20 protein-coding genes are annotated in these 22,431 nt (G+C 69.7%); 10 read left to right on the top strand and 10 right to left on the bottom strand.

Annotated features, from left to right (window positions below):
- Window positions 1-64: 64 nt before the first annotated feature.
- A complete protein-coding gene (locus CACI_RS24945; protein ID WP_015793632.1) occupies window positions 65-1,102 on the bottom strand; it encodes an NAD(P)H-dependent flavin oxidoreductase in 1,038 nt (345 codons plus the stop codon).
- A 349-nt stretch (window positions 1,103-1,451) separates the two neighbouring features.
- Here CACI_RS24945 and CACI_RS46005 point away from each other — a divergent pair, with 349 nt between their 5' ends.
- Window positions 1,452-3,761 (top strand): DUF1906 domain-containing protein, encoded by a 2,310-nt coding sequence (locus CACI_RS46005; protein WP_015793633.1) that lies wholly within the window; start codon window positions 1,452-1,454, stop codon window positions 3,759-3,761.
- Window positions 3,762-3,862: 101 nt separating this feature from the next.
- Here the strand turns inward: CACI_RS46005 and CACI_RS24955 are convergent, their stop codons facing one another.
- Window positions 3,863-4,867, bottom strand: a complete 1,005-nt coding sequence (locus CACI_RS24955; protein WP_223297233.1) for a helix-turn-helix domain-containing protein — start codon at window positions 4,865-4,867, stop codon at window positions 3,863-3,865.
- 344 nt (window positions 4,868-5,211) lie between these two features.
- Here CACI_RS24955 and CACI_RS50210 point away from each other — a divergent pair, with 344 nt between their 5' ends.
- From CACI_RS50210 to CACI_RS46010, 4 genes are read left to right on the top strand one after another with little or no spacing between them, the layout of a single operon-like run.
- Window positions 5,212-5,421, top strand: coding sequence for a hypothetical protein (locus tag CACI_RS50210; protein ID WP_015793635.1), 210 nt, complete (start codon window positions 5,212-5,214; stop codon window positions 5,419-5,421).
- 1 nt (window position 5,422) lies between these two features.
- Entirely contained in the window at window positions 5,423-5,719 is a 297-nt protein-coding gene (locus CACI_RS24965) for a hypothetical protein (RefSeq protein ID WP_015793636.1), read from the top strand.
- A gap of 50 nt (window positions 5,720-5,769) precedes the next feature.
- Window positions 5,770-6,681, top strand: coding sequence for a hypothetical protein (locus CACI_RS24970; RefSeq protein ID WP_015793637.1), 912 nt, complete (start codon window positions 5,770-5,772; stop codon window positions 6,679-6,681).
- 58 nt (window positions 6,682-6,739) lie between these two features.
- Window positions 6,740-8,428, top strand: a complete 1,689-nt coding sequence (locus tag CACI_RS46010; protein WP_015793638.1) for a CHAP domain-containing protein — start codon at window positions 6,740-6,742, stop codon at window positions 8,426-8,428.
- Window positions 8,429-8,502: 74 nt separating this feature from the next.
- Here the strand turns inward: CACI_RS46010 and CACI_RS24980 are convergent, their stop codons facing one another.
- Window positions 8,503-10,020: a hypothetical protein gene (locus CACI_RS24980; protein ID WP_015793639.1), complete on the bottom strand. Its 1,518-nt coding sequence runs from the start codon at window positions 10,018-10,020 to the stop codon at window positions 8,503-8,505.
- Between the two features lie 93 nt (window positions 10,021-10,113).
- Here CACI_RS24980 and CACI_RS24985 point away from each other — a divergent pair, with 93 nt between their 5' ends.
- Window positions 10,114-13,011 carry an AfsR/SARP family transcriptional regulator gene (locus CACI_RS24985; RefSeq protein WP_015793640.1) on the top strand — a complete coding sequence of 966 codons (2,898 nt, stop codon included), beginning with the start codon at window positions 10,114-10,116 and terminating at the stop codon, window positions 13,009-13,011.
- On the opposite strand, the gene CACI_RS24990 is transcribed toward CACI_RS24985, so the two are convergent.
- Entirely contained in the window at window positions 12,930-13,754 is an 825-nt protein-coding gene (locus CACI_RS24990; protein ID WP_015793641.1) for an SAM-dependent methyltransferase, read from the bottom strand. The genes CACI_RS24985 and CACI_RS24990 overlap by 82 nt on opposite strands.
- Window positions 13,755-13,994: 240 nt before the next feature.
- Here CACI_RS24990 and CACI_RS24995 point away from each other — a divergent pair, with 240 nt between their 5' ends.
- On the top strand, window positions 13,995-14,927 hold the full coding sequence (locus CACI_RS24995; RefSeq protein ID WP_015793642.1) for a helix-turn-helix domain-containing protein: 933 nt from the start codon (window positions 13,995-13,997) through the stop codon (window positions 14,925-14,927).
- A gap of 27 nt (window positions 14,928-14,954) precedes the next feature.
- Here CACI_RS24995 and CACI_RS46015 read toward each other — a convergent pair whose 3' ends face one another.
- A complete protein-coding gene (locus tag CACI_RS46015; protein WP_015793643.1) occupies window positions 14,955-15,401 on the bottom strand; it encodes a protease inhibitor protein in 447 nt (148 codons plus the stop codon).
- 686 nt (window positions 15,402-16,087) lie between these two features.
- Between CACI_RS46015 and CACI_RS25005 the strand changes: the two genes are divergently transcribed.
- Complete coding sequence (locus CACI_RS25005) at window positions 16,088-16,489, top strand: hypothetical protein (RefSeq protein ID WP_015793644.1); 402 nt, start codon at window positions 16,088-16,090, stop codon at window positions 16,487-16,489.
- Between the two features lie 45 nt (window positions 16,490-16,534).
- Here the strand turns inward: CACI_RS25005 and CACI_RS25010 are convergent, their stop codons facing one another.
- From CACI_RS25010 to CACI_RS25020, 3 genes are all read right to left on the bottom strand, one after another.
- Window positions 16,535-17,410 carry a universal stress protein gene (locus CACI_RS25010; RefSeq protein WP_015793645.1) on the bottom strand — a complete coding sequence of 292 codons (876 nt, stop codon included), beginning with the start codon at window positions 17,408-17,410 and terminating at the stop codon, window positions 16,535-16,537.
- 105 nt (window positions 17,411-17,515) lie between these two features.
- Window positions 17,516-18,217, bottom strand: a complete 702-nt coding sequence (locus CACI_RS25015) for a mechanosensitive ion channel family protein (protein WP_143765381.1) — start codon at window positions 18,215-18,217, stop codon at window positions 17,516-17,518.
- Between the two features lie 163 nt (window positions 18,218-18,380).
- On the bottom strand, window positions 18,381-18,968 hold the full coding sequence (locus CACI_RS25020; RefSeq protein WP_015793647.1) for a TetR/AcrR family transcriptional regulator: 588 nt from the start codon (window positions 18,966-18,968) through the stop codon (window positions 18,381-18,383).
- Between the two features lie 137 nt (window positions 18,969-19,105).
- Here CACI_RS25020 and CACI_RS25025 point away from each other — a divergent pair, with 137 nt between their 5' ends.
- Complete coding sequence (locus CACI_RS25025) at window positions 19,106-19,777, top strand: peroxiredoxin-like family protein (protein ID WP_015793648.1); 672 nt, start codon at window positions 19,106-19,108, stop codon at window positions 19,775-19,777.
- A 351-nt stretch (window positions 19,778-20,128) separates the two neighbouring features.
- Here the strand turns inward: CACI_RS25025 and CACI_RS25030 are convergent, their stop codons facing one another.
- A complete protein-coding gene (locus tag CACI_RS25030; RefSeq protein WP_015793649.1) occupies window positions 20,129-21,073 on the bottom strand; it encodes an alpha/beta hydrolase in 945 nt (314 codons plus the stop codon).
- 38 nt (window positions 21,074-21,111) lie between these two features.
- Entirely contained in the window at window positions 21,112-21,870 is a 759-nt protein-coding gene (locus tag CACI_RS25035; RefSeq protein ID WP_015793650.1) for a class I SAM-dependent methyltransferase, read from the bottom strand.
- A 149-nt stretch (window positions 21,871-22,019) separates the two neighbouring features.
- On the opposite strand from CACI_RS25035, the gene CACI_RS25040 reads away from it, so the two are divergent.
- Window positions 22,020-22,430 carry a cupin domain-containing protein gene (locus CACI_RS25040; RefSeq protein ID WP_015793651.1) on the top strand — a complete coding sequence of 137 codons (411 nt, stop codon included), beginning with the start codon at window positions 22,020-22,022 and terminating at the stop codon, window positions 22,428-22,430.
- Window position 22,431: the final 1 nt, after the last annotated feature.

The following is a 22,431-nucleotide window of genomic DNA, read 5'->3' on the forward strand; positions in this document are numbered from 1 at the left end:
CCGGTGAGGGCCTTCCGGCTCGGTGTGCGGCGTCTGAATTCGCACACTGACAGCCGGAAGGCCCTCATGCTGAGGACTGACCCGCGAGTCGCGCGAAGGCGTCAGCGGCCGGCTCGACCTCGGCGCTGCGGTAGCCGGTCCCGGCCCACAGGTGGATCAGGCGGGTGTCGGCGGCTGCGGTGGCAGCTTTGCGGAGCGGGCTTGTGAGGTGGTGCAGGGCGGGGTAGCCGGCCGGGGCGAGGGGGTCGTAGCGGTCGGTGAAATGGTTGCGCAGGGCGCGTGCCGGGCGGCCGGTGAAGGCGCGGGTGATGACGGTGGTGTCGAAAGCCGGGTCGGCGAGCGCCGCCTTGTGCGGGGCGGATGCTCCGCTCTCGTTCGTCCGCAGCAGGACAGTGCCGACCATTGCGGCTACCGCTCCGGCGTCCAGCGACGCGGCAACGTCGGCGGCGGTGGCGATTCCGCCGGTGGCGATGAGGGGGAGGTCGACGGCGCAGCCGACTTGGGCAATCAGGTCCGGCAGCGAAACAGTGCTGGCTGGCAGCTCCGCTGGCGTGAGCGTCGCGGAGTGACCGCCCCCGGCCGATGCCTGCACGATCAGCGCGTCGACGCCGACTGCGGCCGCCTGACGTGCTTCATCTGCCGTGGTGACGGATTGAAAGACGACGCTTCCGGCCCGGCGCAGCGCGTCGATGACGCCACGCTCCGGGATTCCGAACGTGAAAGACACCCACGGCACCGGTGAGGAGATCAGCAGGTCGATCTTGTCCGACCAGTGGTCGTCATCCTCGACCAGCTGCTCCGGCAGCGTGAGTTCATAGCGGTCGGCCTCGACCTGCACCTCGCGGGCGTAGCGCCGGTATGCCTGCTCTGATACCGGCACCGGGTTCGGGACGAAGACGTTGACGCCGAACGCCACGCCCTCCGCACCGACGTCGCGGATCTGTCCGGCCAGAGCTTCGGCGGTCTTGTAGCCGCCCGCCAGGAACCCCAGACCGCCCGCACGAGCAGCCGCCACGACGAGCGCCGGCGTACTCGGCCCGCCGGCCATCGGCGCCGCGATGATCGGAAGATCGACTCCGAGGTCGGACAGTGGCTGGTGCACGGCGACTCCTTCTGGTGCAGACGCCTGGTCGAGAAATCGGCGACTCACCGCCAATGATCTCCCATCCTCCGCCGCTCCGACCGGCCCGACACCCCAGACCTGCGCCGCCGCTGGCACCAAGATGCCAGGCACGTTGGTGCCCCTGGATCTTCCTTCCGCCGCAGGTCAGGGCCTGGCAGAGTCCTTCTTGCCAGCCCGGCGCGACGCCGGGCACCGGATCGGGATCACCGGTCCGAGGACCACCACACCGGTACCGACAGGGGATGCCGCCATGCCCGAAGCCGTTCGCGCGCAGCGTCAGGCCTCCCCTTTGAGCCCCCATCCTTTTCGAGCACGAGGAGCACCTACCGTGATCCGACGACATCAGCGCACGGCGACTCTGGTCGCCCTCGGCGCGGCCTTCTTCGCCAGCGCGATCGGCAGTGCGTCCGCCATGGCGGCGACGCCCCATGCCGCCGCGCCGCAGGCCGCCACGCAGAGCGTCAGCTATCTGGGCCACCAGTTCACCGTCCCGGCAAGCTGGCCGGTCATCGACCTGGCGAAGGCGCCGACCACCTGTGTCCGCTTCGATGAGCACGCCGTCTACCTCGGCCAGCCGGGTGCGCAGCAGGACTGCCCCAGCAAGGTCTTCGGACGGACCGAGACCCTGCTGATCCAGCCCGCCGCCGCCTCCACGGCAGCGGCCATGACCACCGACAACTCCGCCACCCGCGAGCTCGACACGACCGGCGACGGCTTCAAGGTCAGCGCCACCTACAACACCGACCGCGCGCTGGCCCAGTCCATCCTGACCAGCGCCGCGCTCCCGGCACCGTCCGCCACGGCGCACATACCGACGCCGGGCACGGTGACCGCGCCGACGTCCACCGCGCCGACGAGCAAGGCAGGTCAGGCGAGCACGTCCACGCAGTCCGCACACTCACTGGCTACCGCCGCCGTCGCGGCCAGCAGCACCAACTTCACCGGCCAAGGCTTCGACGCCTGCGCCGCGCCGAGCTCGTCGGCGATGAGCGCGTGGAAGAGTTCCTCGCCCTACTCCGCCGTCGGCATCTACATCGGCGGGGCGAACCGGGGCTGCGCGCAGCCGAACCTCACCTCCACCTGGGTCTCCGACGAGGCGGCGGCCGGCTGGCGCTTCCTGCCGATCTACGTCGGCCTGCAGGGCCCTGGCAACGGCTGCGGGTGCGCGGCCATCAACTCCGCGAGCGAGGGCACCGCCGCCGCGGACGACGCCATCAACGACGCCGTCTCCCTCGGCTTCCCGGCCGGCACCGAGATCACCTACGACATGGAGGCCTACACCACCGGCGGCTCCTACTCCTCGCTGGTGGTCGGCTTCGAAGCCGCCTGGTCCGCCGAGCTGCACGCCCACGGCTACCTGTCCGGCGTCTACGGCAGCATGGGGAGCACGGTGTCGGACCTGATCAACAACTACAGCTCCACCACCATGCCGGACGTCCTGGACTTCGCCAGCATCCCCGGCAGCGGCAGCAGCACCGTCTCCGACCCCGGCATCCCCAGCGCCGACTGGGCCAACCACCAGCGCATCCACCAGTACACCCAGGGCCACGACGAGACCTGGGGCGGCGTGGACATCCCCATCGACGCCGACTACTTCGACGTCCAGGTGTCCTCCAGCGCCCCACCGCCGAGCGCTCCGCACAGCAGCGCCTCGGGACTGGCCGTCGCCTCCAACGGCGGGTTCAACACCGCTTGGAAGGGGACTGACGGCTACCAGTGGGTGGCCAACGGCAGCGGCGCGGGCATCTCGGCCAAGGGCAACCCGTTCCTGCTCGGCGTCGCGGCGAACACGACTCCGTCGATGGCGACGCTGTCCGACGGTTCATGGATCTCGGCGTGGCAGGGCAGTGACGGCTACCTGTGGCTGGCCACCGGCTCCGGAGCGAACATCTCGGCCAAGGGCAACCCGTTCCTGCTCGGCGTCGCCGCCGGCACCAGCCCGTCGATCGTCGCGCTGCCCAACGGCGGCTGGGAGATCGCGTGGAAGGGTCAGGACGGCTACCTGTGGCTGGCCACCGGCTCCGGCATCAACATCTCCGCCAAGGGCAACCCGTTCCTGCTCGGCGTGTCCGGCACCACCAGCCCGTCTCTGGCGGCTCTGCCCAACGGCGGGTTCGAAGCGGCGTGGAAGGGCGGGGACGGCTACCTGTGGCTCGCTTCCGGCTCCGGTATCACCATCACGGCTAAGGGCAACCCGTTCCTGCTCGGCGTCGTCAACAACCCGGCGCTGGTGACCATGCCCGACGGCAGCTTCGAGGCGGCTTGGAAGGGCGGCGACGGGTACCTGTGGCTCGCCTCCGGCTCCGGCGCCACGATCACCGCCAAGGGCAACCCGTTCCTGCTCGGCGTCTCCGGCGACACCAGCCCGTCGATCGCGGCCCTGCCCAGCGGCGGCTTCGAGACGGCGTGGAAGGGTAACGACGGCTACTTGTGGCTGGCCACCGGCAACGGTGCGAACATCACGGCCAAGGGCAACCCGTTCCTGCTCGGCGTGGCGAACAACCCCGAGCTCGTGACCAAGTCTGACGGCAGCTTCGAAGCGGCGTGGAAGGGCGGCGACGGCTACCTGTGGCTCGCCTCCGGCTCCGGAATCAACATCTCCGCCAAGGGCAACCCGTTCCTGCTCGGCGTCGCGTAAGGCACCTAGAAGCCCAAGCACATTCGCGGCCTGAGACTCCCCTCCGGAGTCTCAGGCCGCAGCTCGTTGTCAGCTCCCCCGCATCGCCCGCATCGCCCGCGTCACAGCCAGCCCTTCTTCGCCGCCTTGATGCCGGCCTCGAACCGGCTGGAGGCGTTCAGGCGCTGCATCAGCTCGGCCATGATGCGGCGCACCGTGCGCAGCGAGACGCCGAGCTTCTTGGCCGCCGTCTCATCCGTCGCACCGCCGGCCAGCAATGTCAGCAGGCTGCGTTCGGTGTCGGACAGCCCTGTCGAGGTGTCGATGGGATTGCCGACGTCCAGGGGCGCGGCGTGGTGCCAGACCGCCTCGAACAGCTCCAGCAAGGACGCGATGACGCCCGGCGCGCTGATGACCGCCACGCCGTAGCCCCGGACGCCGGGCTTCAGCGGGACGATCGCGACGCGGCGGTCGGAGATGCACAGACGCTGCGGCAGGGTCGGGCTCGTGCGGATCTCAGCTCCCGCGGCCTGGAAGTTCCGTGCGTACGTGAGCAGGAGCTGGTCGTTGCGCACGGCTTCCAGGTACATCGTGCGCACCTTGACGCCGCGGCGCAGCACTTCGGCGTCCAGCGGCCAGGCGTCGGCGAGCATCTGCTCCGACAGGCCGGTCGCCGGCAGCAAGGAGTCGATGGACTGGAGCGTCGAGTAGGCGAGCTGTTCGAACCTCGAGTGGATGGCGTCCGCGCCGACCACCTGCTCGACCCGGTGTAAGGGGTCTGTGACGCCGTCGCCGGCGTCCAGGCGCGCCATCACCGTCTTCGTGATCTGATCCCGCTGCTCCTGGAACCGGCGCTGCTGTTCGGCCAGTTCCTCCTCCTGCTGCCGCAGCAGCTGGGCCAGCGCCGCCTCAGCGGTGATCGGCACGAGCAGCCCCGGGGTCTGCTGCGAGACCCGGACCAGAGCGCGGTCCGCCAGCGCGTCCAGGTGCTCCCGGAGCTGCGATTCGCCCATTCCCAGTTCCACGGCCAGATCGGCTGCGCCGGCGCCTGGCATGGCGGTCATGGCCACCCACAGCCTGGCCAACGGCTCGGCCAGACCGAGCCCGAGCAGCGTGGCCACTTCCACTTTCGTTCCCGCCAACATCCCATCCCCCGGTCGTGCAAGAAACCCAGTACTTCGGTCACGCGTACGAGAGCCGTTCGACCTCATTGTGTGCGTCCGGACGGCCGGTGGCCCGCATCCGATACAAACTCGTACACCCGCCCCACGCTCCGGCGCACAGCTGATCTGCGGGTGCTCTGGCACCAAGGTGCCAGACAGTTTGGTGACACTCGGAACCCCTTCTTCCGCAGGTCAGAGCCTGGAAAAGTACTCCTTGCCAGCCCGGTTCGACCGGGCGGCGGACCTCCGGAACAGATCACCGGACGTCGACGAAATCCACTTCCTGCCCGCCGAACGGGGATACCGCCATGTCTGAAACCGCTTACGTCACTGTCCGCAGCCGAGCCACCATCGCGTTCTCGGCGCTGTTCCTGAGCGCGGTCGCCTTGGCCGCCGGTTCGGCCACGACGCTCGGCCACGGTGCCGGCGCCGGTTCGGCTGCCAGTGCCGGCGCCGCGCGGTCCGCGGCGGTCTCGACCGTCGCCGGATCCGTCCCGTGCTCCATGTGCGGCGGCTGACATGGAATTAGTCCTCGTCCGCCTGACGGCTCCGGCGACGGTCCCGCCGCCGGTCAGTCCCGAAGCGGTCGTCGACATCCTGTGGTCGGTCGCGGTGCCCGACGACCGTCTGGAACACGTCCGGGCCCGCCACGGTCCCCGCCCCGAAGCCGTCGACCTGGGGGTCTTCGTGCGCACCGACGCCACGTCGGCGGAGGAAGCCGCCACGTCCCTGTGCCGGCGGGCGATCGCGACCGCTCCGTCTTTGTCCGACTGGTCGATCGGCGTGCTCAGCATGCTGCGAGACAGCCGCTGGTAGCCGGTCCCCGCGCAGCAACCGAATGCTCCGCCTCACCTCCAGGAAGCCTCATGAACGAGATCACCAAAACGGTTCGCCCGCTCGTCCTGGCCACGGCTCTGGCTGTCGGCCTCGGATTGGCCGCTGCCGGGTGCGGCGGGCATGCGTCGCAGAGCTCTGCGGCGGCGGCCGGTTCGTCTTCCGCCGCTTCGCCCTCCACCACTTCGCCCTCGACCAGCAGCGTCGACGGCGCCCTGACCACGGCGGGTTCGACGCCCACCGCATCGACCACCTCCACGGTGCCCACTACCTCGGGCACTTCCTCGCAAGCCACCTCCATCCCGACAACCCCGCCGAGCACATCGGCCCGACCCAGTACGTCCCCTGCGACCCAACCCAAGCCGCCAACCCATCCGACGACACCGCCTCCAGCCCCGATCGGCAGTCCGCCTTCGAACGCCGCTCCGGCCTGGCTCGCCGACCCCGGCGGAGCCTACGGCTGGCAGCAATCCGAGGCCACACACCCCGTCTCGTGGGACCTCACGAGCAACGAGTCCATTTGCTACGGCCTGAACAAGGCGGCCCAGATCGAGGAGCAGGGGTTCCGCGCCACGCATCGGACCGCGACGGCCCGCATGCAGACGTTCCGGTACGCCGACGCCGCCGCCGCGACCACGGCGTACGACAACGGCCTGAAGCAGATGGGGTCCTGCCAGGACCAACTGCGCGCCCAGCAAGGCCGCTCGGCCGCGCGGGTCCCGCAGGACGCGACCGTGGCCGTGACCGCCTCGGACGCCGACGGCCACGCCTGGTCCGCCAAGTGGACCGGCGTCGCGACCCCGATGAGCGCCGCCGGCCACCAGGTCGACCGCGTCTACCTGGTCCTGCAGGGCTCGACCGTGACCCTCCTCGAAACCGATGACCTCGGCGCCGGCACTCCGGCGACCGACGACCCGGCAGTCCTGTCAGCGCTCGGCCGGTGAGGCTGCGCCATCGCAGGTTTCTGATCCACCACACACCACATCATTGAGGAGCTCCATCATGCGCACAAACCGTAAGAACTTTGCCATCAGCCTGCTGGCCGCGACGCTGCTGGCGCCCATGGCCTCGGTACTGACCGCCGGGTCGGCCTCGGCCACGACGGTCGGCGCCACGATCGCCGCCGTCGCCGACGGGCAGATCGGCAACGGGTCGACCGGCCCGTGCGGGCTCGGGTCCCGCTATCTGGGGTACTCCGCGCCCAACGGACCGACCAACCAGCACAACAGCTGCGCCTCGCCCGGCAGCAACTCCGGCCAGTCCCAAGCGTGGTGCGCCGACTTCGCGGGCTGGGTGTGGAACGAGGCCGGCGTCACCGTCGACGGCACCCTGAACGACCTGGCCAGCAGCTTCTACGACTACGGACAGAGCCACGGCACATGGTCCTCGACCCCGCACGTCGGTGACGCGGTCTACTTCGACAGCTCCATCAAGGGCGGTTACGGCCACGTCGCGATCGTCACCGCGGTCAACAGCGACGGCACCTTCACCGAGGTCGGCGGCAACGAGAGCAGCCTGGTCGGCAGCGGCAACAACTGGAAGTCGGCGCCCGGGAGCCAGGTCGTCTGGAGCGACAAGGTCTACGACGGCAACGGCAACTGGACCGGCGGCTACGCGGACGTCAAGGTCATGGGCTTCTCCAGCCCGGTCGGCGGCACCACCCCGCCCCCGCCGCCGTCCAGCACCCCGCACAGCGGCTCCTCCGGCCTGACCGCCGCCTCCAACGGCGGATACACGACCGCGTGGAAGGGGACTGACGGCTACCTGTGGCTGGCCAACGGCAACGGCGCGGCGATCTCCTCCAAGGGCAACCCGTGGCTGCTCGGCGTCGCGGCGAACACGACTCCTTCGATGGCGACCCTGTCCGACGGCTCGTGGGTCTCCGCCTGGCAGGGCAGCGACGGCTACCTGTGGCTGGCCACCGGAACCGGCACCGCGATCACCGCCAAGGGCAACCCGTTCCTGCTCGGGGTCGCACCCGGCACCAGCCCGTCGATCGTCGCGCTGCCCAACGGCGGCTGGGAAGTGGCGTGGAAGGGTCAGGACGGCTACCTGTGGCTGGCCACCGGCTCGGGGACGAACATCACCGCCAAGGGCAATCCGTTCCTGCTCGGCGTCTCCGGCACGACCAGCCCGGCTCTGGCGGCGCTCCCCAACGGCGGCTTCCAGGCCGCGTGGAAGGGCGGGGACGGCTACCTGTGGCTCGCCTCCGGCTCCGGCGTCAACATCACCGCCAAGGGGAACCCGTTCCTGCTCGGCGTGGTCAACAATCCGGCGCTGGTGACGATGCCCGACGGCAGCTTCGAGACCGCGTGGAAGGGCGGCGACGGATACCTGTGGCTCGCCTCCGGAACCGGCGCCACGATCACCGCGAAGGGCAACCCGTTCCTGCTCGGCGTCTCCGGCGACACCAGCCCGTCCATCGCAGCACTGCCCAGCGGCGGCTTCGAGACCGCTTGGAAGGGCGGCGACGGATACCTGTGGCTGGCCACCGGTTCGGGTGCGAACATCACGGCGAAGGGGAACCCGTTCCTGCTCGGTGTGGCGAACAACCCCGAGCTCGTGACCAAGGCCGACGGCAGCTTCCAGGCCGCGTGGAAGGGCGGCGACGGCTACCTGTGGCTCGCCTCCGGCTCCGGCATCAACATCACCGCCAAGGGCAACCCGTGGCTGCTGGGCGTCGCTTCGTAAAGTACTGAGGCACTAGCAAATCTGTGGCCTGAGACTCCCGGTGGGAGTCTCAGGCCACGGCTCGTTTCGCGGTGTCAGGCGCCGTGCCCGACCCCCACAGTGACCGTATACGTTCCGCTCCCGCTGCTGTCGCTGCTCCCGCTGTCGCTCTCGCTGCCGTCGCTGGCCTCGGCGAACAGCGGCGCGCCATCGGCGGTGAAGTCCAGGGGCGAGAGCTCGTAGTCCGTGTCGACGGGGCTCCCGTCCGCCTCCTTCACCGCGAGCTGGTTGCCGTCCGAGCTGCCCAGTTCGGCCGCCTCGATCCCGTACACGACGCCGTTGTGCATCGACAGCGGAATCAGGCTGCTGTGCTGGTCGTGCTGGGTCCACAGGACGGTGCCCTGGGACAGGCTCACCATCGCGCTGCTGTCGGTCGGGGGGTCGGCCCTGTCGAAGAACAGGACGTTCTTCGTCGCCGGGTCGATCAGGGTGCCGAAGTCGGTGACGGCGCCGGGCAGGGGCGCCGGCGGGGTGGCTTGGCCGGTGGCGGTGTCCAGGACGGTCATCAGGGTCGGGGGCATGGCGCCGGTGCCCGAGCCGAGCCAGGTCAGCAGGATCTTGCCCCCGGACGCGGCCAGGGCGACGGCGTTGGAGACGCCGCCGGAGTCCTTCTCCGCGACCTCGGCGACCTTCTTGCCGGCGGCCGACAGGTCGTAGACCGTGAAGTGCTCCTTGGCGGTGGAGGTGTCCGGCAGGGAGAGGCTGTCGTCGTAGGAGACCACGGCGTAGCCCTGGACGATGTTCACGCTGTTCATGTCCCACTTGTCGGCGTACAGCGGGACGTGCAGCACGCTCTTGCCGGTGGTGTCGACGACGTCGTAGGTGGCGTCGGTGTGGTCGGAGGTGTCCTTGCCGATGTTCAGGCGCAGCGCGTAGCCGCCCACGAGCAGGCCTTCGCCGTTCTCGCCGTCCTGCAAGCCCCCGGACCACGGCGAGGTCCCGGCGACCTGCTTGCCCTCGGTGGACCACACCTGCGCGCCGGAGGCGTCGAAGACCACGACGACCGGGGACGCGTCGTCCTGCGCCGGGAGGTACCGGACGACCGCCACCGGCTTGCCCGCTACGACGTCGGCGTCGAGCCCGAGGAACGTCCCGGACGGCAGCTTCTTCTCCGCGATCGGCTTGCCGGTCTTGGCGTCCAGGAACTTCAGCGTCGCCGCCACCGGTCCGGCCGCGCCGCCGGAGGCGAACGACGGGACGACGACCGACGTCCCGACCGTCCGCACCACGCCGAAGCTGCCCTGCTGCTCGGCGACCACCCAGTTCGAGACGCCGTGGCCGTGCAGGTCCAAGGCCGCCTTCCCGACACCGCGGTCGCCCCAGGCGACCTGCGTGCTCCACGTTGTGGCGTTGGCGAACCCGGAGGGCACCTTGCCGCTCAGCGAGGCACCTGCCGGCGCGCCGGCGTCCCCGGTCTTCCCTGTGGCCTTCGAACCCCCGTTCAGTCCCGAAGACCCAGAACCGGACCCGGTCGAGCCGCTCCCCGAACACCCGCCGACGCCCAACGCCGTCACAGCCGCCACCGCCGCGACCCGACTCAGCGCGATCTGCATGCCGTCCCCATTCCTCGTCGGCGCGCCCGTCACGCCCCGTCATCAGCCGAAAGGACGGTATCGATCCGACCTTGCAATATCCTTGAGTCCCTTATGAGAATTCGCTTGCTCGGTCCGGTCGAGGCGTGGGGCGACCAGGACCGGCTGGACATCGGCTCGGCGAAATCGTGTCTGGTGCTGGCGGCCCTGACCATCGCGCCGGGGCACATCGTGCCCTGGGACGTCCTGGTCGACCGGGTCTGGGGCGAGCAGCTTCCCGGCGATCCGAAGGCCTCGCTGTACGCGTACGTCGCACGGCTGCGGCGAACGCTGGACCCGGCAGGCGTCCACATCCTGAGTCGCCCCGGCGGGTACCTGTGCGACGTGCCGCCGGAATCGGTCGATCTGGCGCGGTTCCAACAGCGGGTCGCAGAGCTGCGAAGCATCGAGGCGGCCGATGCCGGCGGGCCCGACACCGCCGATCGGCTCACCGAGGCACTCGCCTGGTGGCAGGGCACGCCGCTGGCGAACCTGACCGGCGAATGGGTCACCCGGACCCGCCGGACGCTGAACGAGGAACGCCTTGCCGCGTTGCTCCTGCTCGCCGACGTCCAGGCCCGACACGGCCGGCTCGCAGACCTCGCCGCCGACCTGCTGGCCGCATCCGCCGAGTATCCGCTGTCCGAACCGCTTGCCGGGTACGTCATCCGCGCCCTGGCAGCGGCCGGCAGGCGCGCTGAAGCGCTCGACTACTACGCCGACGTTCGCAGCCATCTGGTCGACGAGCTCGGCGAGGAGCCCGGCGCGGCGTTGCAGCAGTTGCACGTCCGGCTGCTCCGCCGCGACCCGAGCCTGGCCGACGAGGCACCACCGGCCGCGGCCGCATCGCTCGTGCCGCGTCAGCTGCCGTCAATCGCACGCCACTTCGTCGGCCGGCGCGCCGAGCTGAAGGCGCTCGACGGCGTGCTCACGGGCAGCCAAGCCGCCTCGGCGGTCCTCATCTCGGCGATCTCCGGCACGGCCGGCATCGGCAAGACGACGACCGTCGTGTATTGGGCGCACCACGCGGCGCGGCAGTTCCCGGACGGCCAGCTCTACGTGAACCTGCGTGGCTTCGACCCGACCGGACCGCCGATGAAGCCGGAGGAGGCGATCCGCGGCTTCCTCGACGTCTTCGCCGTCCCGAAAGAGCGGATTCCGCACGGCCTGGACGCCCAAGCCGCGCTGTATCGCAGCCTGCTCGCCGGGCGCCGGATGCTGGTGGTGCTCGACAACGCCCGCGACGCCGACCACGTCCGACCGCTGCTCCCCGGCTCGCCGGGCTGCCTGGTCCTGGTCACCAGCCGCAGCCGGCTCACCGGGCTGGTCGTCGGCCACGGCGCCACGCCGATCACGCTGGGTCTGCTCGACGACGCGGAGGCCGAGCACCTGCTGAGCCGCTACCTCGGAGCCGAACGCGTCGCCGCCGAACCGGACGCGGTACGTGTCCTGATTCAGCGGTGTGCCCGCCTGCCGCTGGCGTTGGCGGTCGCCGCCGCTCGGGCGCTGATGGATCCCGCGATGCCGCTGGGCGCGCTCGCCGCCGAGTTGGCCGCCGCCCCCGGACAGCTCGACGCGCTGGACACCGGCGATCCCTCGACGACAGCGCGAGCCGTGTTCTCGTGGTCGTATCTCGCGCAACGGCCTGAGGCGCAACGACTTTTCCGGCTATTGGGACTGCACCCCGGACCCGACATCTCGGTTCCGGCAGCGGCAAGTCTCACCGGACTGAGCACCGAAGAGGCAGCCGCGTTGCTCAGTGAGCTGACGCGAGCCCACCTGCTCACCGAGCACGCATCGGGTCGATACAGCAGCCACGACCTTCTCCGCTCCTACGCCGCGGAGCTTGTGCAGACAGAGAGCTCCAATGCCGAACGCGACACCGCGTTCCGTCGGATGCTGCATCACTACCTGCACAGCTCATACCTCGCCGGCCGGCTGCTGGACCCGCATCGCAAGCCGATCACCCCGGCGGCTTTGGTCGACGGAGTCATCCCCGAGTCCTTCGCCGACCAAATGCAGCAGGCGCTGCGCTGGTTCGAGGCTGAACGCGAGGTGCTGCTCGCGGTGATCCGGCGCGCGGCAGCCGCTGAGCCGGCAGCCGACAAGACGCTGGCCGACGAGCCGCACGCCGCCGACGTCGACACCCTCACCTGGGAACTCGCCTGGACGGTCACTGACTACCTCGACAGGCGCGGGCACTGGCAAGACTGGCTCGCCACCCAGCAAGTCGCGATGCAGGCAGCGCAGCGGCTTGGCGACCAAGCCAAACAGGCGCACTCCCACCGTCTTCTTGCCAACGCGTACATCGGGCTCGTCCACTACGAGGCAGCCGCCGATCATCTGAGCCACGCACTCGACTACCACGACCGCCTCGGCGATCTCGAGGGCACCGCCAACTGCCGGCGGTCGCTGTGCCGCGTCCGCGAACTCCAAGGCAGGTATCCCGAAGCACTCGCCCACGCCGAGGAATCCCTGCGCCTCTTCCGCGCCACCGACAACACCATCGGCCAAGCCCGCGCCCTGAACGCGGTCGGCTGGCTGCACATCCTGCTCGATGATCCCCAGCCCGCGCTCGAGTACTGCCAAAGCGCTCTGGCCTTGTTCCAGGAACTCGGCAGCACCTACGGGGAGGCGGTGACCTGGGACAGCGTCGGCTCAGCGCACCACCGGCTCGGACAGACGGACCAAGCCATCGCCTGCTTCCGGCGGTCCATCGACCTGCTCCGGACCGTCGGCGACCGCCACACCGAAGCCGAGACCCTCACCAATCTCGGCGACGCCCAGCACGACATCGGCCAGGACGAGGCAGCCCGCACCACCTGGCAGCAGGCGCTGGAGATCTGCGAGCACCTCGATCATCCCGACGCCGAAAAGGTGCGGACCAGGCTTCACGCCTTGCGGCCGACGCCTCCCCAAACCCCTACCTCAGCAGGGCTTCCGAAGGGGTTGGGATCGGGCCGCCAGTCCTGAATGGGGACGACGCCGGGCTCCACCAACTCCAAGCCCTCGAACAATCCCACGATCTGTTCGGGGTCGCGCAGGAAGTACGGGGCGCCGCCGCTCTCGTTGTAGAGCCCGGTGGCTTTGGCGTTCAGGACGTTGGTGTCGGCGCTTTCGTTCAGCGCCAGATAGCTGCCCGGCGGCAGAGCGTCCATCAGGCCGTTGACGATCGCCCGAGCCTGCTTGTCCCCATCGGCGTTGGACACGTGCCCGAGCACCTGCATCAGGATCAGCGCGACCGGCTCCTCGAAATCCAGGGTGGTGCGCGCCTGCCGGATGATCGTCTCGGGGTCGAGGAGGTCGGCCTCGATGTAGGCGGTGGCGCCGCGCGGGTCGCTGATCAGCAGCGCATTGGCATGCGCCAGGATCAGCGGATCGTTGTCGACGTAGACGATGCGCGCCGCCGGGTCGACCCGCTGCGCGACCTCGTGGGTGTTGTCGGCGGTGGGCAGGCCGGTGCCGATGTCCAGGAACTGGCGGACGCCCGCCTCGCCGGCGAGGTGGCGGATGACGCGGCCGAGGAAGTACCGGGAGAGCCGGGCCAGGTCGAAGATGCCCGGATAGACGGCGGCGAACTGGTCGCCGGCCTCGCGATCGACCGCGTAGTGGTCCTTGCCGCCCAGCCAGTAGTTCCAGATCCGCGCCGAGTGCGGCACGGTCGTGTCGATCCTGGGGAGGCGGGGCACCTCGGAGGACTCGGGAGCGCCGGTCATCGTCACCACCTTCTATCTCTGGGTTCTGACATACCCACCATAGACCCGGACCGCATCGTGGGACGCGGGCGCTCCGCGTCGCGGGCAAGGTTGCAGGTAAGGGCCCTGATACCCACCGTTCGCCGATACGACACGTGACCGCGTCGGAACAGAGGGTATGCTTACCGGCGTCGCGTCCCGGCGACGTTGGCGCCGCCCCGGCCTGTCCCGCCGGGAGCGCGTGGCGGAAAGGGGAGGCAGATGCCGGCCGATCGTGGGGTGGACCAGCGTTGGGTGAATCAGACCCGAAGCACCGCCCAGGCTCCCTTCTCCGCACCGGGGAACCCGACCATCCCCCGGATTCTGCTCGGCGCCGAGCTGCGCCGACTGCGCAATGCGGCAGGACTCAGCAGAGCCAAGGCGGGGTATGCGATCCGCGGCTCCGAATCCAAAATCAGCCGCATGGAGTTGGGGCGGATCAGCTTCAAACCACGCGATGTGGCCGACCTGCTCACCCTTTACGGCGTCCGGGACGCCCCCGAGCGCGGCATGCTTTTGGCGCTCATGGAACAGGCGAACGCCGACAGCTGGTGGCACTCCTTCGCCGACGTCGTCCCCGCCTGGTTCGAGGCCTACCTCGGTTTGGAGGACGCAGCCTCGGTCATCCGCTGCTACCAGACCCGCCTGGTCCCCGACCTGTTGCAGACCGAGGATTACGCACGCTCCGTCATCCGGTTGGGGAATCCGCAGGCTGATCCCGTCGAGATCGAACGGCGCGTGGCTTTGCGCATGAACCGGGCCCGCTTGCTGCGACGTCCGCACCCGCCCAAGATCTGGGCCGTGATCGACGAGTCCGCCTTGTGTCGTCCGCCGAGCGGCCACGATGAGAAGACGCTCGCTCAGATCGAGTATCTCCGGGAGCTGTCACGGCTGCCGCACGTCACCATCCAGGTCGTGCGGTCCGAACGCGGCACGCGATGCGCCGACGTCGGCGCCGTCCCGTTCACCATCCTGCGCTTCCCGGAGGCGGCGCTGCCGGACATCGTCTATCTGGAGCACCTCACCGGCGCCAGCTACCTGGACAAGGCCGATGACCTGGATGTGTATGCCACAGTGATGGACCAGCTGTGCCTGGACGCGGTCCCCGCCGCCGACAGCGTCGGATTCTTCACCGACGTCATCAACGGGCTGTGAAGCCGGGGACCGCGCCTCACCTGCTTATCAGAACCCGAAGACGTCACCCGTGTACTTCGCGAGCTGACTGCTGTTCAGAAAGGTGTGGGACCAGCTCACGTCAGCGGGTCCCCAGCTGCCGCTCACGGTGACCGTGACGGGGGCGACGAGGTCGGAGGTTGTCCAGGCGGGATGGACGAGCAACAGCGCCGGGTCGCCGTCGGCGACGGCGAGTTCCCGGCAGGCCGCGTCCGGGTCGGTGACGGCGCCCGCACCGAGCACGGTCGGTGCCTGCTCGCCGCCCTGAACGGTGAAGCACGCCAGGTCCGTGGCACCGGCGTCGCCGGCGAAGCCGGTGCGGGTCAGGTGGAACGCCCCCAGGAAGGTGGTGGCCGTGGGGGTGGTGAGGGTCGCGTGCGCGGTGCCGGCCGACAGGATCACTGCGGCGGAACCGGCGGTCAGCAGGCTGGTGGCCGCTTTCGCGAGGGTGTGCATCCGTGGTGCCTTTCGTCGAGTGCGCCACCCGTGCTCCGTTGCCGGGCAGCGCGCCGTGTACAGCATGTAACTGATCGGAAGCGTACGGTAAACAACGATCAGTGATCGCGTTCGCGTACGGACCCTTAAATCAGGTCTCTTACAAAGCTGGACACCGGCGCTGCACACCGCACCCCAAGCTCAAGCACCTCACCCTTCTCGAGTCAGCACTGGCACCGCCACCCGCTCAGCCCAGCCTTGCCAGTCCTTCCAGACGGGTCCTCCAGGCCGAGCGAATCAGTATTTCCAGATGTTCGAGCCGCCACGGCGCCGGAGTGGTTGCCACGTCCTGTTCCCGCGTAGGTAGTCGGCTACATCACGACACCAGGCGTGGCAAATGCCGCAGTGGGATCAGGTTTTTCACGGTGGCTTCCCCCAACATGCCGAAGAACCTGCAAGGTGGGCTTCCTTCGCCGGCATTGTCCGGATCAGGTGGTGGAGGTCGCCTTCCAGCCTCACCGGCCTTCTGGCCTCTCAGCCCGGTCAGTCTCGCCGCCCCGGGGGAAGAACCCTCTTGGGGGTAGACGCCTCGCCGGACTCCCTCGCTCGCCCTGCAGGTCCTGGTTCCACGGTACTCCTGATTCCCGGGATCCACCGGTTGTGGCCCGGACGCTGAACCATCGGTGCGCGCGCCACGTTCTGTGGCCATGCCGTCCACCACCGTCCAGGACCTGTGGCGCAGCCAGAGCGACGCCCTCCACGACCTGTCAGCGTTCATCGACCAGCACGCACCCGGCACCGACCTCCCGCTGCCGCTCCTGCACTGGTCGATCGGCTCCTCGCACACTGTGCGCGCGGAGATCCACCCCCTGAACCGCGAGAACGGCGGCGGTCATCGCGATCCGCGGGCGGTCATCACCGCGTACTCCGAGGCCCTGGGCACGGTGGTCACCGAGCACCGGGACGCGCGCCGGATCCTGCTCGTCGCGCGCAGCCGGATCGGGCCGTTGGACGAGCGTGACGGCGCCGGGCGCACGCACGTCATCATCACCGCGCGGATTCCCACCGACGGTCGGCACAAGCTCGGCGGGCGTGCGTTTCTGCGCTGACCGTCCAGTTCACCGCTCCGGTCCGGTTCGCCGCTCCGGTCCAGTTCACCGCTCCGGAACGATGACCACCGGGGATCGCGCGTGGTGCAGCAGCGAATAGGCCAGAGCTCCCAGACGCATGCCGTCGCCGTCGCGGCGCAGACGGCCGCCGACGATCAGCAGATCGGCGTGGCTGCTGGCTTCGACCAAATGCCGGGCGGCGGAACCGCCCTCGACCCGGACGTCGACCGCGACGTCGGGATTCGCCGCCCGCCACGGCTTCAGTGCCGCGTGCAGGCGCTGGCGGTGGTCGTCGTCGAGCGTCGCGAGGTGGTCGCGCGTGTAGTCGCCGGTGGGGTCGGGATAGAACGCGCCAGGATCCTCCCAGGTGTGCAGCACGACCAGCTCCGCGCCGCGCAGGACTGCCTCCTCGAAGGCGAAGGCGAGTTGGGCCCGACCGGCGGTGGCGTCGTCGACGTCGATGCCGACGACCACGCGCTTCATGGCCCGCCGGGCGCCGCGCGCGACCACCACCAGGCAGCGGGCGTGCGCCACGGTACGCAGCGCGACCGAGCCCAGCAGCATGCCGGCGAAGCCACCGCGGCCGCGGTGGCCCAGCACGAGCAGCTCGGCTTCCTCGGCCAAGGCGGCGAGCCCGGCAGCGGCCGGTCCGCTCATCGCGTAGCTGCGGACTTGCAGGCGCGGATGGTCGGCGTGGAGCTGTTTCAGGGCTGTGGCCAGCGGTTCCGCGGTCGATTCCAGCGCCGCGTGCGCGGTCGGGGCGCTGCCGTCGGCGGCGGCCGTGACCACCGGCGGGACCCGGTGGTAGGCGTGGGCGACCCATAGCGGCGCGTCGCGCAGTTCGGCCTCGATGCCCGCCAGCTCCAGCGCGTGGGGGCTCTGGTCCATGTCGTCGATGCCGACGACGACGGGAGCGATCATGACGTCCTCCCACTCGGGTGCGGGTGTCCGACTCCCCCGGTTCAAGCCTCGACCGCTGCGGTCGTCGGGGCAAGGCGAGAGCGGACCGAGCGGGAACGGCTCCTACTACTCCAGCCACTCCTGCGCAGGTCCGACGGCCGCCGCGAGCACCGCGCTGTTGGGAACCAGCACTGGTCCGGCGGCGGTCCGCACCGTCACGTACGTCAGCGTCATACCGGACACGCGGCCGACGATGGGCCCGCCGAGGGCACCGGAGCGGATGCGCAGCTCGTCACCGATCGTGAACGGCTTGGCGAACAAGATCGTGATGCCCGCGAAGACGTTCGCGAGGACCTGCTGCGCCGCGATACCGAGGATGACCCCGGTCAGGACCCCGCCGAGCAGCAGATGCCCCACCGGCACGCGCAACAGACTCAACGCGCCGAAGACCACCAGGATGTAACCGAACAGCAGGCACAGGATGCGCAGCGTGCTCGCTCGCGCGTCGCTGAGCCGCCCCGGCACGTGCACCAGTCCCAGGATGTCGTTGGTCGCGCAGCGCACCGCGATCACCGCGCTCACCAGGAACACCACCGCGCCGGCGAACGCCAGCACCAGGTGCAGGGACTGATGCCCGCCGGCGCCGACGAGGCCGCCGTAGTGGTAGGAGACGACCAGCGCCACGACGGCGATCGCCGAGGCGAAGGCGCCACGCCGCAGGATGACCTGCCGCAGGTTTCGCCCCGCTCGGGTGCGCAGATCTGGCACTTCGGCGTGGGATGCGGGGATGAGGAGCGGCTCGCGCTCCGTACCCGCCCCTGTACTCACGCTCCTGTCCTGCATTCAGCTCCTCCTACACAACGAGTCATCAGCGATGCCGCAGCTGTGACGGCTGCGGTATCGCTGGTCGGACTCGCCGGTTATCCGCGACGCGTCGTGATCAAACACCGGGATGGTCGATGTGACCCGTATCGCCCGGAGCTGACCGCCCTCAGGACGCGATGCCGGCCAGCGCGGCAGTGACGGCCGCGCGGAGGTCCTCGGTGGACGCGCCGTGGCGCGAGCGGATGTTGATGCCGTATGCCAGGAGCGCTAGGTGTTCCGCTGCCGCGCGGGGGTCAACGTCAGCTCGGAGCTGTCCCTGGTCGGCCGCCGCTTCCAAGGCCGCGCGCAGGTTGCCGACCAGTGTCGCGTGGTGGCGTTCGAGGACCTCGCGGACCTTCGGGTCCGACTGCTCGGGTGCGGCGTAGGTGTTGGACACCATGCATCCCCATTGGGCGTATGGGCCTTCGCAGCGTGCTTCGATGAGGCCGTCGAAGAAGGCTCGTATCGCGCCAAGGCTGCTGCCTTCGGCGCCTAAGCGACCGAAGACCGGGGTGGAACGTTCGTCGACGTAGCGGGTCAGCGCCGCTTGGAACAGTGCCTGTTTGTCGCCGAAGGTCGCGTACAGGCTGGATCTGTTCACGCCTGTCGCTTGCACGATGTCCTGCACGCCGGTGGCTGCCGATCCGCGCTGCCAGAACAGGAGCAGCGCTTCTTCCAGGGCTGCGTCCGGGTCGAAGTGCTTGATGTCGGGCACGTGCCACCTCGTATCTGGGACCGGCAGTTCCATGATATTCGGCCAAGGGCAAGCTGGAGCATTGCGGGCGCCGGTGGTCCGATCCTATCTTGGAACGAGCATTTCAAGATCGCCTGGACCCGCCCGAAGGAGCGTCCGTGTCCCTCAATACCGAACTGCGCGCGTACTACGAAGCCCGCCAGCAGCAGATCCCGGCGGACATCCGCGCGGTCATGGACCGCGCGGCAGCCGACCTCGCCGCGTCCGGCCAGACCGAGCAAGCGCCGGCCGTGGGCGAGGCCGCCCCGCTGTTCACGCTCCCGGCCGTCGACGGCCGCAGCGTCGCCCTGGCCGACGCTCTCGCGCAGGGCCCTGTGGTGCTCACCTTCTACCGCGGCGCCTGGTGCCCCTACTGCAACATGACCCTGCGCGCCCTCCAAGCCGTCAACGACGACATCACCGCACGCGGCGCACAACTGATCGCGGTGTCCCCGCAGATCCCCGACGAGTCCCTCACCCTCGCCGAAAAGCACGCCCTGACCTTCCAGATCCTCAGCGACCTCGGCTGCCAGACCGCCAAGCTCTACGGCCTGTCCTTCGACATCCCGCAGGACCTCTCCAACCTCTACGACGCCCTCGGCTTCGACCTGAACCGCGTCAACGCCGGCCACGCCCGCACCCTCCCCCTCCCCTCCACCTTCGTCATCGCCCCCGACGGCACCATCACCTGGACCTTCGTCGAAACCGACTACACCAAGCGCGCCGAACCCTCCGACATCCTCGCCGCCCTGGACCGCATCCGCGATACCGCGGCGGCGTCAGCGAGCTGACCGCGCGGCAGGCAGCCACGCCACCGCACCCGGCCACCCGCGACTGAACTGCGCTATCCGACGGGTGGTGATGGCCCCGCAGGGGGCGCAGTTCGGTTCAACGTGTCCGGGTGGCGCTGGCGGCCGGCGGCTGGTGGTCGCGTTTAAGGGGCGCCACAAAGTCAAGGTCAGGCGCAGTGACTCGGACTGGTGCGCGGTCGTGAACAACGAAGACCGCCGGGCCGCCAGCGGAACCCAGCCACCCGCCATCAGACTGCGCCCCCTGCGAGGCCATCAACACCTGCGCGAAGCCGTAAAAAGCTTATAAAACCCACAAACAAGCCGCACCGCGCCACCCCACCCACGCCCACGTCAGGTCGCCTTCAGTGCCTCGATCACCAGGAGGCGGCCGAGCTTGGCGGCGTTGGTGTCGCGGAGGCTGTCGAGCAGGAGGAAGTCGTGCACTGTGCCGAGGATTCGCAGTGCGGTGACGTCCGCTTCGGCCTCGCGCAGCTTGGCGGCGTAGGCCTCGCCCTCGTCGCGCAGGACGTCGGCCTCGCCGGTGATCAGTAGGGTCGGCGGCATGCCGCGCAGGTCTTCGAGGGTGGCTCGCAGCGGGGAGGCGTGCGGCTCGGTGCGCTGCGCGGGGTCGGCGGTGTACTGATCCCAGAACCACTGCATGGCGGCGCGCGTGTTGTAGTAGTGGTCTGCGAACTGCTGGTATGAGCTGGTCTCGAAGTTCGCGTCCAGCGTCGGGTAGAGCAGCATCTGGGCCTTGATATGCACGTCGCCGCGCTCCTTGGCCATCAGGGCGAGCGCCGCTGCCATGCCTCCGCCGGAGGAGTCGCCGCACACTGCGAGTCGGGCGGCGTCCAGCCCATGCCGCGCGCCCTCGCGCACAGCCCACCGCACGACGGCGTAGCTCTGCTCGATCTGCGTCGGGTACTTCGCCTCGGGCGCCCGGTCGTAGAGCGGGAACACCGCCGCCGCGCCGGAGCCGACGACCAGCTCCCGCACCAGGCGATCGTGCGTGTCGCTGTCGCCGACCACCCAGCCGCCGCCGTGGAGATACAGGAAGACGGGCAACATCCCGGCCGCGCCTTGAGGTCGCACGATCCGAGCCCGAACCATCCCCCAGGCGCCCGCATCGACCTCGACCCACTCCTCGTCGATCTCAGGCTTTGGCACTCCGTCGCCGGCCTGCAACTGACGCAAACGGGCCCTGGCCTGCTCCAAAGGCACCTCGTAGACGTGCGGGTGCGGATCGGTCTCCTCGACCAACCGTTGGGCAGCCGGCTCAAGCACTGGATCGAGCATAAATGCCACCTTAGGCGCATAAGCGGGCAATATGCATTCTACCGATCCACCCCCGCCGTCGCGAGAACCCGCCGCGTCAGATCGAACCACGGCAGCACACGAACGCCCTCGTCATGCAGCGACTTCAGCGCCGGATCGTCGCCCGGATCGAGGGCCGCAGCCTCCTCCCACAGCGCGCGCTCGGCCGACCGCCACTGCGGACGTTCGCGGACCTCGACGTCGACGAACCCGGCCTGCTCCAAGCCAGCCTGGACATCGACGACCCGGATCCGCGGCGTGACGCGCTCATCAGACCGGTCCAGCGCTTCCCACGTCGTCAGCGCGATCCGCCCGCCCGGCGCGAGCACGCGGTGCATCTCCGCGAACGTAGCGGGCTCCGGCTTGAACTGGATCGCGTCAACACACACCAGCGCGTCGACCGACGCCGCCGGCAAGCCGGTGTCGGCCAGGTCGCCGGCTCGGAACTCGGCCTCGGCGCCCAACCGCTGCGCCAGCGCCGCCGCCTGCGCGATCGCCTCCTTCGAGAAGTCGATCCCGATCAGCGTCGCGCCGGTCCTGGCGGCCATCTCCAAGCCGTACCCGCCACGCCCGCAAGCGAGGTCCACCAGCCGGGTTCCCGGCTCCAGCCGCAGCGCCTCGATCACCTCGGCGATGCCGTCCCACGTCAGCAGGCTCGTCGACAGCAGGTGGGCCGGCAAGCCCAGATGCCGCCGCTGGATCGCGTCCCCCGACGAGTGGTCGACCATGTTCGCGTACCACGCGTTGAAGTCTTCCGCCGACGGCGGCCAGTCGCTCATGTCCCCGTACCTCCACACCTCGCGATCGCGTCGAGGATAGTCCTGGCGCCGCCGTCTCTGCGGCTTTCGACACCATTCCGGCAGCGCACATGTCACAAACAGGCTGACTGTCCGGTCCTTGCTGGGGACAGTCCCTTTTGGAGGAAGACATGAGCTCTGAGAACACACACCTGCCCCCGGGCGTCGAAGTGATCGCCACCCTGCCGGGGGCGGCGGCGCGGATCGCGGCCGACGCCGAGGCCAGGACCGTCCGGGTCACGCTGGCACCGGGCGATCCCGGCGCGCCGCCGCACCGGCACCCCGGTCCGGTCTTCGGCTACGTGACCCAGGGCGAGATCCTCTTCGAGCTGGAGGGCGAGGAGCCGCGCGTGCTCAGGGCCGGCGAAGCCGTGTTCGAGCCCGGCGGCGACGTCATCCACTACCTGGGCGCGAACAACCTCGCCGACACGCAGTCGGAGCTGGTGGTGACCCTGTTCGCGCCTCCCGGCACGCCGATCCTGACCGTGGTCGGCGCGGAGGAACTGGCCGAACGGCGTCATCTGAGGTTCAGCCAGTCCTGAT

The sequence above is a fragment of the Catenulispora acidiphila DSM 44928 genome (assembly GCF_000024025.1).
Lineage (GTDB): Bacteria > Actinomycetota > Actinomycetes > Streptomycetales > Catenulisporaceae > Catenulispora > Catenulispora acidiphila.

Coding starts and splice junctions, on each gene's coding strand:
- CACI_RS50210 (WP_015793635.1), top strand. CDS start 5,212: ATGTCTGAAACCGCTTACGTCACTGTCCGCAGCCGAGCCACCATCGCG.
- CACI_RS24965 (WP_015793636.1), top strand. CDS start 5,423: ATGGAATTAGTCCTCGTCCGCCTGACGGCTCCGGCGACGGTCCCGCCG.
- CACI_RS24970 (WP_015793637.1), top strand. CDS start 5,770: ATGAACGAGATCACCAAAACGGTTCGCCCGCTCGTCCTGGCCACGGCT.
- CACI_RS46010 (WP_015793638.1), top strand. CDS start 6,740: ATGCGCACAAACCGTAAGAACTTTGCCATCAGCCTGCTGGCCGCGACG.
- CACI_RS24980 (WP_015793639.1), bottom strand. CDS start 10,020: ATGCAGATCGCGCTGAGTCGGGTCGCGGCGGTGGCGGCTGTGACGGCG.
- CACI_RS24985 (WP_015793640.1), top strand. CDS start 10,114: ATGAGAATTCGCTTGCTCGGTCCGGTCGAGGCGTGGGGCGACCAGGAC.
- CACI_RS24990 (WP_015793641.1), bottom strand. CDS start 13,754: ATGACCGGCGCTCCCGAGTCCTCCGAGGTGCCCCGCCTCCCCAGGATC.
- CACI_RS24995 (WP_015793642.1), top strand. CDS start 13,995: ATGCCGGCCGATCGTGGGGTGGACCAGCGTTGGGTGAATCAGACCCGA.
- CACI_RS46015 (WP_015793643.1), bottom strand. CDS start 15,401: ATGCACACCCTCGCGAAAGCGGCCACCAGCCTGCTGACCGCCGGTTCC.
- CACI_RS25005 (WP_015793644.1), top strand. CDS start 16,088: ATGCCGTCCACCACCGTCCAGGACCTGTGGCGCAGCCAGAGCGACGCC.
- CACI_RS25010 (WP_015793645.1), bottom strand. CDS start 17,410: ATGATCGCTCCCGTCGTCGTCGGCATCGACGACATGGACCAGAGCCCC.
- CACI_RS25030 (WP_015793649.1), bottom strand. CDS start 21,073: ATGCTCGATCCAGTGCTTGAGCCGGCTGCCCAACGGTTGGTCGAGGAG.
- CACI_RS25035 (WP_015793650.1), bottom strand. CDS start 21,870: ATGAGCGACTGGCCGCCGTCGGCGGAAGACTTCAACGCGTGGTACGCG.
- CACI_RS25040 (WP_015793651.1), top strand. CDS start 22,020: ATGAGCTCTGAGAACACACACCTGCCCCCGGGCGTCGAAGTGATCGCC.